Origin of the sequence: Marinomonas foliarum, assembly GCF_016906065.1 — a bacterium.
In the GTDB taxonomy this organism is placed as follows: domain Bacteria; phylum Pseudomonadota; class Gammaproteobacteria; order Pseudomonadales; family Marinomonadaceae; genus Marinomonas; species Marinomonas foliarum.
The window spans coordinates 2520024-2534933 of the sequence record NZ_CP070273.1 but is presented as its reverse complement, the minus strand read 5'-3'; the positions used below and the strand labels follow the sequence as shown (position 1 = coordinate 2534933).

Below are 14910 nucleotides of genomic sequence, written 5' to 3'. Positions count from 1 at the left end.
CGGCTGCATTCAGTCCTCGACGAAACTCCGCTGCCCACGTAGGTAGTCGATGAATGCTGTACTGAGCCCTTCCTGTCGTAAGTACTCTGGCGAAACCGGCAATGCGGGTGAGGTATAGCGAGCCTCTTTCCTTATGCATTCGGGAAGGTCATGGACAAGTATACCCGCCTTGCCAATTGCCACGTAATCTGCACCCTCGGAAAGAGCCCATTCTCCGCGCGCTGCAGTCATGATTCCACCGGCAACCCCGAGCGCACAGTCACCTCTAGGCAGATCAGCAAACAGCGACATAAGGGTTCTGCCCTTATATGCTTTTTCTTCAGGCTCCTTAGTGATATCCCACAAAGACAGGTCGAGGTAGTCCATACCTCCGTCCGCGAAGAGCCGAGACGCGAGGTCGACCATTTCAGATAGGACCAGCCCGAAGCGCTCGGTCGATATGCGGATGCCTATCTGGAAATCTGGTCGGCAGGCAGCGCGAATGCGATGCAGAATCTCGAAGAGGAAGCGGGCTCGGTTCTCGGGGGAGCCGCCCCAACGGTCGCTACGTCGGTTCAACTCGGGCGACAGGAACTGAGCAATGAGGTAACCGTGCCCGCCGTGGATTTGTACGCCATCAAACCCGGCCCGCTCGGCGCGTCGAGCGGCGGCGACGAACTCTGCGATAATGTTTTCAATTTCGGCCTCGCTCAGCGCCCTTGCACCGGTTTCGGAATGGGCAGAGGGGCCAGCTAGCTCACTTCCGTCTGAAAGTGAGCGGATGCCTCCGTGCTGGAGCTGCAAAGACGAAACCGCACCCTGTGCTCGCAACCCCGCAGCAAGGCGTTCAAGGCCGGGCAGATGGCGGTCATCGAAACAGCCCAGCTGACCCAAGAAAGCCTTGCCCGCGGACGAAACGTGGCTGGCACAGGTTGTCACTAGGCCGAAACCACCCTCTGCGCGCATCGTGAGCCAGCGGTATTCATCGTCGGACAGCGTTCCGTCCTCGCGGCTTTGGGTATTGGTCAACGGGGCGAGAACAAAACGGTTCTTTATCTTCGGGCCGCGCGGCAAGCTGAGCGGGGCGAACAGGTTAGAGTGTGATTTGGTATCAATGGTCATGAAAGTGTCCTTCTATTTAGTATGTTAGTCAGCTGTTCGCTTGGAAGCGCGCCGCGGCAGAACCAGAGTGATGGCGAGAGCGATGAGAAAGAGGCCTGCCGAGACCCCGAACGCAGCGCGATAGCCTTCTATAGATTTCAGGCTAGTATCTGCGGTTGCTGTCGTGGCCATTAGGAAGACTGAGTTGAGCAGCGCCGGTCCTATAGAGCCGCCAACCTGCTGTGTTACGTTGACGAAAGCCGATACCACACCGGATTCTTCTCTCACACCGTTCAGTGCCGAGCTGGATGCGGGCACGAAGTAGACGCCGAGGCCAAAGATCATGATACATAAGGCCGTGGCGCGGTTCCGATCCGAGGTCGATGTATCTGTCATTTCAAGGATCTCCGGTTTGCTTAGCTCAGTCGTTGCAGGAAGAGAACGTTGTCAGTAACAGTTGCGGTTTGTCCTTCCGGCCCTGTAGCAGTTCGGGCAATGGAACAGAGGCAATGGTACGCCCATTCCTCGGGGGCGAGCTGCATCGTCGTGAACGTTTCGTGTGCCGAGGGAAAACGGGTATTCTCGGGGGACCAAGACCAAGGCGCACGCGAAGCGTGCTCTACTATCAGAATATGCCCCCCGGGAGCCACGGCCCTAGCAGCTCGCCCCAAAACATCGCCTCGCGGCCATTCCTGAGGCGAATGTAGGAAGCTGGCGGTGACCAGATCGAAGCTCCCCTCCGGAAAAGATAGGGCGAGATTATGCTCCTCGAACCGAATGTGCTCCATGAGGCCAGCCGCTTCGGCGTTGCGGGAGGCGATTCCAAGCGCGACCGACGAGACATCGACCGCCGTCACGTGCCAACCCTTCCGAGCCAGCCAGATAGCATCGTCGCCCCTGGCGCATCCAAGCTCCAGCGCCCTGCCGGGACGAAGCGGTCCCGTGAACTGAGACAGTGCCAGACCGGGCATGCCTGACGAGGTCTGCGAGCCCTTAGCATAAAGGTCGTTCCAAATAGATTCAGCCTGCATTCTGCTCTCTCCTTCAGATAGTTTCGATAAATTTGGGATCAAAAATCAGTGACCGATGCGAAGACATTGCATACCGACTACGAGAGGCTGGAAGCCGAAAGACCTACAAAGCTCGTCCCAATAATGATGGCATCGTAGTTCACAACAAATGGTCCCTTAAAAGTCATAATGTAATATCAAATGTTACTTGAAAGAGTGATACACTTCAATACATGTAACTTTAAATGTTTCAAAAATAAATTGGTATGTTACTTAAGCGGTGATAGGGTGCTCGTAGCTAATATGAAGGATCTCACTCCATGCCTCGCAGCCTGCGTATGCTTGCTTTCTGGCGCTGTTCTCTAAGGTAAAGATAGAAGACCTGGCGCAAGGCTTCGAGAGTCAGCTGGCGAAAAAACGGCAAGACGTTCGCGATACATGTGACGCCGCAAAACAGCATATTTGAAGCCGCTAGACAGTACCAAATGATGTGGCCATTACATTAGATAATAAAAAGCCCGCTGGAAAGCGGGCTTGCGGGCTTTAGAGTGTTTCTATTTTTATTCAGTTAAGGCGTACCTAGCTGAATTATTCCCACTCGATAGTAGCAGGTGGCTTAGACGATACGTCATAAGTCACGCGGGAGATATGTTCGATCTCATTGATGATTCGACCAGACACTTTTTCCAGTAACTCGTATGGAAGGTGCGCCCAACGAGCCGTCATGAAGTCGATGGTTTCAACGGCACGTAGCGCTACAACGTATTCGTAGCGACGACCATCACCAACCACACCTACAGATTTAACTGGAAGGAAGACAGTGAAGGCTTGGCTTGTTTTTTCGTACCAGCCCGCGTTACGCAGCTCTTCGATGAAGATAGCATCAGCACGACGAAGGATGTCGGCGTACTCTTTTTTAACTTCACCTAGGATACGCACACCAAGACCTGGTCCTGGGAAAGGATGACGGTAAACCATGTCGTATGGCAGGCCTAGTTCAAGACCCAGTTTACGCACTTCATCTTTGAACAACTCACGAAGTGGTTCAACCAAGGCCATTTTCATATCTTCTGGCAAGCCACCTACGTTGTGGTGGGACTTAATCACATGCGCGCCACCAGTTTTACCCGCTGCGGATTCGATTACGTCAGGGTAAATCGTGCCTTGCGCCAGGAAGTCGATGCCATCCAATTTAGATGATTCTTCGTCGAAGATCTCGATAAAGGTATTACCAATGATCTTACGTTTTTTCTCAGGATCCGCTTCACCAGCAAGCTTGCCAAGGAACAAGTCTTCCGCATCAACACGGATGACTTTAACGCCCATGTTGTCAGCAAACATTTTCATTACTTGATCGCCTTCATTTAGACGAAGCAAGCCATTGTCGACAAAGACACACGTCAATTGGTCGCCAATCGCTTTATGCAGCAATGCCGCTACCACTGAAGAATCCACACCACCAGACAAGGCCAACAATACTTTGCTGTCACCCACTTGCTCTTGCATGCGTTCAATTGCATCTTGTGCGATGTTGGCAGGCGTCCATAACGTGTCGCAACCACAAATATCTACGATGAAACGAGATAGAATGCGACCACCTTGTAACGTATGCGTTACTTCTGGGTGGAACTGTACACCGTAGAATTTCTTAGCTTCGTTCGCCATCGCTGCGATTGGGCAGCTATCCGTGGATGCCATCAAAGTGAAGTCTTCAGGCATTTCAATCACTTTATCGCCATGGCTCATCCAAACATCAAGCAAGGCAACACCGTTGTTTGCAATGTGATCTTGAATTTCATCAAACAGTGCAGGACCTTCGTGCTTACGAATTTGCGCGTAACCAAACTCACGAATTTCAGAACCTTGAACTTTACCGCCCAATTGCTCTGCCATGGTTTGCATGCCGTAACAAATACCAAATACCGGCACACCCAATGTAAATACTGCTTCTGGAGCGCGAGGAGAACCAGGCTCTGGAACGGATTCAGGACCACCAGCAAGGATGATACCTTTTGGATCAAAGTCGATGACTTCTTGATCTTCCATATCAAAAGCGCGAACTTCACAGTAAACACCGATTTCACGAACACGACGTGCAATCAGTTGCGTGTACTGAGAACCGAAATCAAGAATAAGAATTTTATGAGCGTGGATATCTTGCGACATTATTAGCCATTCCTTTCACTCTACTCAAAGAATTCAGTCTTTTCGTAGAAGTAATCAATAAATAGTAAGAGCAATAAATAAAGATGGGGCGTTTTAAACGCCCCATCTCATCACCAAATTATAGAGCAATTAGCCCACGTGATAATTTGGTGCTTCTTTTGTAATCGTCACATCATGAACATGACTCTCACGCATACCAGCACCCGTAATTTTAGAGAACTGAGTCTTGGTACGCATTGTTTCAATATCAGCCGATCCAGTGTAGCCCATAGAAGAACGCACACCGCCCATCAACTGATGAATAACCGCTGCCATTGGGCCTTTTGATGCTACACGACCTTCAATACCTTCCGGTACTAACTTCTCAACACTGCTGGAATCTTGGAAGTAGCGATCACTTGAGCCTTGAGACTGAGACATCGCACCTAACGAGCCCATACCACGGTACGCTTTGTATGAACGCCCTTGGAACAGAACCACTTCACCTGGCGCTTCATCAGTACCCGCCAATAGTCCACCAACCATGATAACGCTAGCGCCTGCCGCAATTGCTTTACTGATATCACCAGAAAAACGTACGCCGCCGTCAGCGATAACCGGAATACCACGAGGATTCATAGCTTCAGCCACATTCGCTACGGCACTGATTTGAGGAACACCCACACCAGCAACGATACGAGTAGTACAAATAGAACCTGGGCCAATGCCCACTTTCACACCATCAGCACCTGCATCAGCTAGAGCAATTGCGGCTTCTGCTGTCGCAATGTTTCCACCAATCACTTGAATATGTGGGAAGTTTTCTTTTACCCAACGAACGCGATCAATAACGCCTTTAGAATGGCCATGCGCCGTATCAACAACAATGATATCAACGCCTGCATCAGACAAAGCTTTCACTCGTTCACCAGTATCTGCGCCAGTACCAACAGCAGCACCAACACGCAAACGACCTTGTTCGTCTTTACAAGCATGCGGGAAAGTCGTGGCTTTATTAAAGTCGGTTACTGTAACCATGCCGCGTAATTCAAATTGCTCATTCACGATCAACACTTTCTCAATGCGGTTTTCATGAAGTAACTTGCGGATAGAACCAGATGAAGCACCTTCAAGCGCCGTCACTAGGCGATCTTTTGGTGTCATGATGTCAGAGACTCTTTTATCAAAGTCTTTAACAAAGCGCACATCACGGCTTGTCACGATACCAACTAGGTCGGAACCCTGAACAACTGGAACACTTGAGATGCTGTTCGCAGCCGTCAAATCCATTAGCTCTTGAACGCTGGCTTCTGGGTTGATAGTAACAAGATCACGAACGATACCACTTTCGAACTTTTTCACTCGGCGAACTTCGCGAGCTTGCTCTTCAATGGTCAAGTTTTTGTGCACAATGCCAATGCCACCTTCTTGAGCCAGAGCAATCGCCATGCGATGTTCAGTAACGGTATCCATCGCTGAAGACGTAAGCGGAATATTTAGCTCAATGTCTTTAGTGATTTTCGTTTTGAGGCTAACATCCTTAGGAAGAACTTCGGAATAGCCGGGGATAAGCAGTACGTCGTCAAACGTTAAAGCTTCTTGCACGATTCGTAACATAATGGGGAGTTTCCAATGCCAACAAGGGTGTTAAGATGGCAAGTAATTCTACTCCTTTAGTTGCATTCGGTAAATCAAAACCACGAGAGATTGATGAAAAATTTTACAACTTCTGCGTCACAAGAAACGGCTTTTACCGTATCGCAGCTAAATAGACAGATACAACAACTACTTGAAGCCAGTTTGCCGTGGATTTTAGTCGAAGGTGAGATATCCAACCTCGCCAAGCCAGGCTCTGGACATTGGTACTTTTCACTCAAAGATGACCGTGCACAAATCCGCTGCGCCATGTTCAAAGGTAAAAACGCAGCAGTACGATTCAAACCTAAAGATGGTGACATGGTTCGCTTGCGTGCTCGCGTCACTTTCTATGGTCCAAGAGGCGACTGCCAACTCAGTGTCGAAAGCATGGAGTCGGCAGGTGAAGGTGCATTACAACAGGCGTTTGAACGCTTAAAAAACAACTTACAAACCGAAGGCCTTTTCGCACCAGAGCATAAAAAACCACTGCCGACCCAACCAGAACGTGTTGCCATCATCACCTCGCCAGTCGGCGCAGCGGTTCGCGATATGATCATTGCCTTTCGTCGACGCTTTCCGTTGACAGAACTCACCATTCTGCCTTCCTTAGTGCAAGGCCAAGACGCTTCTAAAAACATCTTGCGGCAATTGCAACGCGCCGATAGCAGTGGGCACTTTGACGCCATTATTCTCGGCCGTGGTGGTGGTTCACTGGAAGACTTATGGAGTTTTAACGACGAAACCTTAGCACGCGCCATTTTTGCTGCCCAAACTCCTATTGTATCGGCTGTTGGTCATGAAACTGACTTCACCATTGCGGATTTTGTGGCCGATGTTCGAGCCGCTACCCCAACCGCAGCTGCGGAGCTTTTAAGCCCTGACCGCAATCAATTGATTAGACAAATCGAGCAGCAAGAAAAGCAACTGGTTCGACGCATGTCACGCATTCTCGAACAAAGCCAACAACAGCTCGACTTCATGATCAAGCGTATTCGCCATCCAAAGGAGCGAATCGAGCAACAGCAAACTCAGCTAGACCAGCTTAAGCATCGCTTACAACAAAGCATGCAACGCAAGGTGCTGGAGCAACAAAACCAAACCGCCAACCTCGCTTATCGACTGGAAAGAAACAGCCCGACTCGCCGTATCGATCAGGACAGACAAAAGCTCAAAGACATAGATGCCCGCCTTGCTCGCGCATTAAGCAACACACTAGCCAACAAGCAAACCGCCTTTGCTCGTCTTATAGACAAACTCAACCTAGTCAGCCCGCTTAATACTTTGGCTAGAGGCTACGCCATTGCTTCAAAAGACAAGCAAGTTATTCGCTCTATTCATGACGTTGAAAAAGGCGATGCAATTTCCGTCCGAGTTCAAGATGGGGTCATTTCGTGTGACGTAACAGACCTCTAACCTTCTACTTACCGGGCTCATTCTTTAAACATGAGCCCGATCCTTTCATCAACACTCCCTCCTATCCTTCTAATGAATATTGAGCATCAACACACAAAAGCAGCCTTAAAAATCATATTACGCGCAGTTACGCCCCAAAATGGCTCTTTATACTTTCGAATATAAGCAAAGAAGTTTTAATAAATGAATAATTGTGCAAAACCTTATCATTCCCTAGTATCGATTAAAGACTTATAAACAATATAAAAGCTATGGAGCCATATTAATGTCAGACACCTACAATGTGGGGAGCGTTGAAGCCTCCACTAAGAAACCCGCAGATAAAAAGTTACTAAAACTCATTGTCGCGTCGTCTATCGGTAATGCGTTGGAATGGTTTGATCTAATTGTCTACGCATTTTTTGCAAGTACCATCTCGAAGCTCTTTTTCCCAACAGATAACGAAACGCTATCCTTGATGCTAGCGCTCTTTGCTTTCGCTATGTCGTATCTTATTCGCCCAATTGGCGCCATTGTTATCGGCGGCTATGCGGACAAAGTGGGACGTAAAGCAGCCATGTTGCTAACAATTTGGTTAATGATGGCAGGGACCTTTCTCATTGCAGTTATGCCTACCTATGAAACAATTGGATTATTAGCTCCTCTCGGTATTTTGCTTGCTCGACTTCTACAAGGTTTCTCTGCAGGCGGGGAGTTTGGTAGCGCAACAGCAATGCTGGTTGAGCATTACCCAGAACGTAAAGGCTTTATTTCTAGCTTTATGTTCGCAAGCCAAGGGCTTAGCGGCTTATTAGGTGCAGGGTTTGGCTTGTTGCTAACAACAACTTTAACTACAGGCCAACTTGAAAGCTGGGGCTGGCGTATTCCTTTCTTCTTCGGCCTATTAATTGGACCCGTCGGTTTATACATTCGCAGACATATTGAAGAAACAACGGAGTTTACAGAGTCAAAAGAAGAAAAAATCCCGCTGATAGAATTGTTCGCCAATAACAAGCTGGGCATTCTATTCAATATAGGCGCCATGATACTGTCTACATCAGTAACTTACTCGATCATTTTCATGCCGACCTATGCCACAAAATACCTTGGTTTAAGTAATTCTATTGGTTACGGTGGCACACTGATCAGCTACACCGTGCTCATGTTCCTCACACCTTTCGTTGGCATTCTGTCCGACCGTATTGGGCGTACTCGTCTTATGATTGGTGCAGGTGTTCTTTTCTTCCTAACCGTTTGGCCAGCTTTTTTCATATTGTCGACTCAACCAACCTTGATCATGCTTGCTAGCGTTCTATTTTGGTTGAGTGTGCTGAAGTCTATGTATTTTGGTGGCCTACCAGCTTTGATGTCGGAAATGTTTCCAACACGAGTCAGAGCTACAGGCATGGCGTTGAGCTACAACATCAGCACGACACTTTTTGGTAGCTTCACGCCCTTCTTACTTGTCTGGTCTATCAGTGCATCAGGTGACCAGCTTGCACCAAGCTATTACTTATTATTCACGAGCTTCGTTAGCCTACTCGCTTTATTTGGCATACGTAGACATTTCAAAATCAATTAGAAAAACGCCCCCTTTTACTTTGCTAACGCCACTTTAATGTGGCGTTTTTTTTGCCATAAGCTTTGCCACAAAAAAAAAACGGTGGCCTCATTGGACCACCGTTTTAAATACACAAAGACGTTTACTTAGGCCACTGCTCACCCAGATCCCAGAATAAACCTGCCGCGGCTGCTAACCCTTGCTTAACAACACTTTCCAGTAAATGCTCATCAGGTGCATGCTGCTTACAAGATGGATAAGAATGTGGCATCCACACAGTCGGTAGCTCTAATACATCAGCAAAACAATGGTTTGGAATCGTACCGCCTAAATTAGGTAAAACCGTTACGTTCTGTTCCAGCGATGCCTCCATCGAGCTCTTAACAAAACCAACCCAAGGGTGAGTCGGATCTAAGCGAGTTGCGTTATAGCCACCTTCGTAAACAACTTTCACATCTCCTAAACCTTGCTCTTCTAAAACAGAGGCCAGATTAGAGACAAGGTTTTGCCAATCCGTGCCCGGTACTATACGCAAATGGCACACCGCTTCGGCAACATCAGGAATCGCGCCAATAGGTTTGTTGATATCGCCAGCGCCAATAGCGATGACTTCTAGTGTATTGCAACCGAATAATCGTTCGCCCGCGGTAAGCTCTTTTTCCCCCCATTGATCATTCAATGTTGGGTCGCCAGCATAACCACCAACGGTTAGCGCTTGCATCATCTCAGCAGTCAAACCACTTGGTAACGGTGCTCGTAAACACTCAGCAGTGATTCGTCCACTCGCTGTCGTCAAGCTAGCAAGTGCGTGCTGCAAACGTGTCACAGGATTGGTAATAACACCGCCCCAATTACCCGAATGACGTGCCCCATTACCGGTTTCACAACGCAATCGGAACTGACAAACACCGCGAGATCCCAGAAAAATAGTCGGTGTTTGTGCGTTCAATCTCGGACCATCAGATGCTAAAAACAGATCCGCTTTTAACGATTCTTTTTGCTCACGACAAAAGAGCTCTAAACCTTTAGAGCCAACCTCTTCACTCATCTCAAATAGTATTTTAACGTTGTAGCCCAACTTACCGTGACGAGCATCCAATACCGATTCGAGCGCCAACAGGTTAATCGTATGCTGACCTTTGTTATCCGCTGTACCACGCCCAAAGATCTTTTCTCCGATCTGCGATAATTCCCAAGGATGAGTACCTGCCTGCCATAATTCTGTCTGCCCATTAGTAACATCACCATGACCATACGTTAACAGTGTAGGTAGAGACTCATCTTCGATACGTTTAGCGATTAGTAGTGGCGGACAAGACGCGATGGGGTTTGGAAATATTTCGCACTCAAAACCTAGTTTCGCTAAGGTCGGCTGAATTTCGTCTGTTAAGTATTTCATCAGTTCAGCACTGGCACCTGGGTTTTGACTTTCTGATGCAAACGCTACTCGACGCGTCAACGTTTCGATAAACTGGCCGTTCATAATGGTTGCAACCGCTTGCTGTAAGGCTACTTCACGACTATCTTGACTAACTACTTGAGACATTACCTCTCCAAAATACAAGAATTTGCTATGGTATTTAGCTTAAGTTGTAATAAGCTTTACAACAATTATCAAATACATAACAAAACCTTCCATAAAATAGAAAGCTTATGAATGACATCTCGTTAAAATATTTTCATGCGGTTGCTAAAACAGGATCACTCTCTGCTGCTTCAGAAGAAATGCACGTTGCCGTCTCTGCAATCAGCCGACAAATAGCCCAATTAGAAGAAAAGCTTCAGCTAACTTTATTCGAGCGTAAAGCACGAGGGATGGCACTCACGCCAGCTGGCGATATTTTATATACCTATGCACTACGCAATACATTGGAATTTAAAAATGTGATGTCGGAAATGAAGGGCATAAGCAATATCCAGCAGCAATCTATCGCACTGGCCTGCCCAGAAGGTATGGCTTGGGACTTTCTTCCCCATATCATTACACAATTTCGTTTGGAGTATCCTAGCGCTCGATTTTCTTTGCAGGTCGTCGACTCAAGTAGAGCTACACAACTAGTGAGAGACGGCAGTGTAGATGCCGCATTTACTTTTAACTTACAACCTGAGCAAGGTGTTGAGGTCTCTCTGCAAGTCCCTTCTCCAGTTGTGGCTTTGCTCTCAAAAAAGCATCCTTTAGCTAGTCAGCAAGAAATCAGCATAAGGGATTTAACCGAGTATCCCATCGCAACATCTGAACCAGGAACAACACTGAGTTACTTGTTCGAAATAGCTTGTCATATTGAAGGTGTGCAAGTCATCCCAGCGTTGTCTAGCAGCTCTGTAGGAGCCATATATACTTTTGTTTGCGAGAGTGACAATGCCATTGCATTATGTGGTGAATTGACGGTTGCTAGACGTGCTCAGAATGATGGACTGGTTATTCTTCCGATCCGCGATCCTTCATTGGCTCAACGCAGCCTTCAAGTACAAATCATGTCGAGAAGAAAATTACCCGTTATCGTAAGGTATTTTTTAAGTCACCTTACCGAGTCGCTTAAAAAGCAAGGCTGATGCTTCATTGGTACCAATATTCGCCTACAGCCCATAGCGCTCGATTTTCTTAATCAACCCTTGTCGGGAAATACTCAGTTGCTTGGCGGCTTGGGTGCGGTTGCCTTGGTTTTTTTCTAAGGCTTGGGTAATTAGTCGAATTTCAAGGTCTCGAACTTGTTCGTCTAATGAGGCATCACTTATCGGCGAGTTCGCAGTGGTTTTACAAACGGCTTCGCCACTAGGATAAAGCAGCTGAATGTCTTCCACGGTAATTTGCCCTTGTGGGCAAATAGACGCAACACTTTCTAGGGCGTTTTTCAATTCACGGACGTTACCTGGCCATGACTGATCTCGAAACCATTGCATCGCCTCAGGACTGAGCTGTAACGGTTTAATTTGCTGACTTTGCAAACGCTGTAGAAATGACTGCAGCAATACTGGAACATCTTCGAGTCGCTCCGACAACGCTTGGGTTTCAATATTGACGCCTTTAATGCGGTAATACAGATCTTCTCGAAAACTGCCTTCTCGAACCTTTTCAAGTAAATCTGCATTGGTTGCGGAAATCACCCGAATGTCGATGTATTTCTGCTCTCGACCGCCCACAGGAAAGAAAGTGCCTTCTTGCAGCACTCGCAGCAATTTGACCTGCATAGCCAGCGGCATTTCACCAATTTCATCCAAGAATAAAGTGCCACCATCGGCCAAACTCAACAAACCAACTTTGTCTTTTTCTGCCCCAGTAAACGCGCCTTTCACATAACCAAACAACTCACTTTCCAATAGATCAGCAGGGATAGCACCGCAATGCACAGAAACAAACGGCTTGGACGCGCGATGACTCAAGTCATGCAAGGTGCGGGAAATCACTTCTTTGCCTGTACCAGATGGCCCAGTCACTAAGACACGCACATCTGTCGGCGCAATTCGTTCCACCAGCGCCCTGACCTTTTGCGAACTGATTGAATGACCAATATACGCCGACGCCCCTTGGGAAGAATGACTGATTTTTTTTAGCTGAGTCAGCTCTCGTTCTAAAGTGGTTTTGGTAATCGCTCGACGCACTACTACCGCTAACATATCTGGATCAATCGGCTTGGCAATAAAATCCCAAGCGCCGAACTCAATAGCTTTAAGCGCCAATTCTCGATCCGCATGACCAGTAATAATAATCACTGGGCGACCAGTAAAATCGTCCATAGCACCCAAGGTGACTTGTGGATCAAAACTCGGCGGCATGGAAAGATCCAAGAGAATCAGGTCCGCATCAAACGACGCCAAAGCATTCCGCGCTTCATCTAGGCTGCCCGCCGTTTTCACGTGATAATCTTGATTAGCCAACCAGCGGCTCGCCAGTTCACGAAAAGCAGGTTCGTCATCAACCAATAGTATTTTATTTTGAGTCATGGATTTCTCTATTTGAAATAGCAGTGCCAGAAAAATGGCGAGGTAAAATAAGCTCGAAGGTCACAGGCCATGTCGAATCAGAACGATGCTGAATCTTCCCGCCATGGGCATCAACAATACGGCGTACAATGGCTAAACCTAGCCCGCTACCGCCTGCTCGCTTAGTCACAAAGGGTTGAAACAAGGCTTCACCTTGTAAGCTTGCATCGATTGCTGGCCCGTTGTTGTGGACGCGAATCACAAGCTGTTGGTCCTCTTCTTCGGCTTCAATAAACAACTTACCATCGGGCGTGGAGCGTAAAAAAGACACGGCGTTATCAATGAGATTAATAAACACCTGCTGTAGTCGTTGGGGGTCAGCATCCAGCTCAATCGATTCATCGATATCTAGCTCAAACGCCACACCTTCTAGCTGGGCTTGCGCCAGTACGCTAGCAATTAATGATCGCAATGGTGTGGCAACAATTTGCAATGACAAACCACCGGAATAGACCAACATATCGCTCACCAAACGATCCGCACGTTTTAGCTGAGTTTGAATATGCTGGCGCGTTTCGGCTGGTGCGTCATAAGCCGCCATGGAGATAATATTCAGAGGATTGCGCAGCTCATGGGCCATCGCTGCAGACAAACTCCCCAGCTCGACCAGATGCTGTTCGTCCATGCGTTTTCGTTCGGCTACCGCCAGGGCCAACGAGCGTTCAAGCAAACCACAACTGGTCGTGAATAAAGACGCAAACACTTCCGCCGTCAAACGCATACCTGGGCTGGCATCTTCCCAACCGATTAATACAAAGTGCCAATCAGACTCCGATCGAAACACTTGTATGGCCAATGCATTATTCTGCTCATCTACCGAGTGATCGCCGTGTTGCAATTGAATCGCTACATTTTGTCTTATTTGTCGCGAAAGTAACTGCTCACCAACACTTGTCAATTCTGTCCAATACTGAGCCTCTTTCAATTGCGTTGACCAAGTATCTAATACCGCTTCATTTAATGAGGCTCCGGGATAAATCAGCCGAGAAATTAAGCGACTCAAGGGCTGATATATCAGCGCAGCTACCACCAAGATCAGCAAGGAATACAACCAGAGTTGCCAACTGGGTACATTGGCCAGCGCCTGCAAACCGATACGGCCAGACACCACACTAATTACCGCGATCACACAGAGAATCACCAACATCATGGCGACCCAAAGCAAGGCCCGATTAGCGAACGCATTAACCGATAAAATCTGATAACGCACCACTGCATAAACCAGCAGTAGTAGATACGTCGGCAGCAGTAACATGGGGTAAGGGAACCAGCTAATGCCGAAAGAAGGAAACACAAAGCTGGTCGCCAACAACAAGCCCCACGCACCAACGCCAAACATGGCGAGAATCGATCGTTTCTTGTTGCCAGAATGACGATACCAACCAAACAGCAAAACACCATGAGCCAAGATGCCGATCAACACGGTATAAGCGAGATTCCACGCCCCGGCCTCGGTAAAAATAAAAAAGGAACGTGTATCCAAGGTACTAATTGCATCGCCCGCGCCTATCCACCAACTCTGTAACACCACTGCGAAACTAGTGAGATAAAACCAAGGCACCGCACGATATAAATGCTCAAGCATCGGCTCTTTAACGGGGACAGAGTTCACAAAACGAATGGCAAAGTGTAAAAAAAAGGTCGGCATCAGTGGGTTGGCGAGAATGATATGAATGCCAATTTGCTCGTAGCCTTGGAACAAGACCACATGCCCAAAGCACCAAATCGCCATCATAATGGCAAAACCTGCCAAGGCTTGTAGGTCACTTTGTTTTCTGGCTCGCCACAATAACCAGACCGCGACCAATACGCCGCACACACTGGTCACCAACATGGCCACTTCAAACATCAGGGAAAGTGTCAAAATCGTAAACCTCGTTTACACCTAAAAGTGAGAAAATCGTAAACCTTTTTTACACTTCATGCAAAGACGAAAATTTTTCCTTTAAAATCAATAGTATAAATTTAACTAATAATTGGCCTGTCCCTTGCTGTAGGTAAGGCAACCTTGATTTAAATCAAATCATTTTCAAATAACAGGACAAGCATCATGAATACTGGATTTTTAATGACCGAAATCATCGCGCTTTTTAGCATTGTTGG

11 protein-coding genes are annotated in these 14910 nt (G+C 47.6%); 3 read left to right on the top strand and 8 right to left on the bottom strand.

Translation table 11 applies throughout. The features are described from left to right. Positions 1-9 precede the first annotated feature (9 nt). The 5 genes from JSY38_RS11715 to guaB form a co-directional block, all read right to left on the bottom strand. Complete coding sequence (locus JSY38_RS11715; RefSeq protein ID WP_205113367.1) at positions 10-1101, bottom strand: NADH:flavin oxidoreductase; 1092 nt, start codon at positions 1099-1101, stop codon at positions 10-12. A 24-nt stretch (positions 1102-1125) separates the two neighbouring features. Beyond that, a complete protein-coding gene (locus tag JSY38_RS11710; RefSeq protein ID WP_205113366.1) occupies positions 1126-1476 on the bottom strand; it encodes an MFS transporter in 351 nt (116 codons plus the stop codon). A 20-nt stretch (positions 1477-1496) separates the two neighbouring features. Further along, positions 1497-2051, bottom strand: coding sequence for a class I SAM-dependent methyltransferase (locus tag JSY38_RS18655; protein WP_420844531.1), 555 nt, complete (start codon positions 2049-2051; stop codon positions 1497-1499). A 627-nt stretch (positions 2052-2678) separates the two neighbouring features. Next, complete coding sequence (gene guaA, locus JSY38_RS11700; RefSeq protein WP_205113364.1) at positions 2679-4256, bottom strand: glutamine-hydrolyzing GMP synthase; 1578 nt, start codon at positions 4254-4256, stop codon at positions 2679-2681. 129 nt (positions 4257-4385) lie between these two features. Further along, on the bottom strand, positions 4386-5852 hold the full coding sequence (gene guaB / locus JSY38_RS11695; RefSeq protein WP_114412922.1) for an IMP dehydrogenase: 1467 nt from the start codon (positions 5850-5852) through the stop codon (positions 4386-4388). Positions 5853-5945: 93 nt separating this feature from the next. Between guaB and xseA the strand changes: the two genes are divergently transcribed. Then, on the top strand, positions 5946-7286 hold the full coding sequence (gene xseA / locus JSY38_RS11690) for an exodeoxyribonuclease VII large subunit (protein WP_205113363.1): 1341 nt from the start codon (positions 5946-5948) through the stop codon (positions 7284-7286). 265 nt (positions 7287-7551) lie between these two features. Beyond that, the gene (locus JSY38_RS11685; protein WP_114412924.1) at positions 7552-8847 is read left to right on the top strand and encodes an MFS transporter; all 1296 of its coding nucleotides are present in this window, start codon (positions 7552-7554) and stop codon (positions 8845-8847) included. Between the two features lie 121 nt (positions 8848-8968). On the opposite strand, the gene JSY38_RS11680 is transcribed toward JSY38_RS11685, so the two are convergent. Next, on the bottom strand, positions 8969-10372 hold the full coding sequence (locus JSY38_RS11680) for a M20 family metallopeptidase (protein WP_205113362.1): 1404 nt from the start codon (positions 10370-10372) through the stop codon (positions 8969-8971). A gap of 107 nt (positions 10373-10479) precedes the next feature. Here JSY38_RS11680 and JSY38_RS11675 point away from each other — a divergent pair, with 107 nt between their 5' ends. Further along, positions 10480-11379, top strand: coding sequence for a LysR family transcriptional regulator (locus tag JSY38_RS11675; protein WP_114412926.1), 900 nt, complete (start codon positions 10480-10482; stop codon positions 11377-11379). 24 nt (positions 11380-11403) lie between these two features. On the opposite strand, the gene JSY38_RS11670 is transcribed toward JSY38_RS11675, so the two are convergent. Next, complete coding sequence (locus tag JSY38_RS11670; RefSeq protein ID WP_205113361.1) at positions 11404-12768, bottom strand: sigma-54-dependent transcriptional regulator; 1365 nt, start codon at positions 12766-12768, stop codon at positions 11404-11406. Further along, the gene (locus JSY38_RS11665) at positions 12755-14671 is read right to left on the bottom strand and encodes a sensor histidine kinase (RefSeq protein WP_239543958.1); all 1917 of its coding nucleotides are present in this window, start codon (positions 14669-14671) and stop codon (positions 12755-12757) included. The genes JSY38_RS11670 and JSY38_RS11665 overlap by 14 nt, the downstream gene beginning before the upstream one ends. Between the last annotated feature and the right edge of the window lie 239 nt (positions 14672-14910).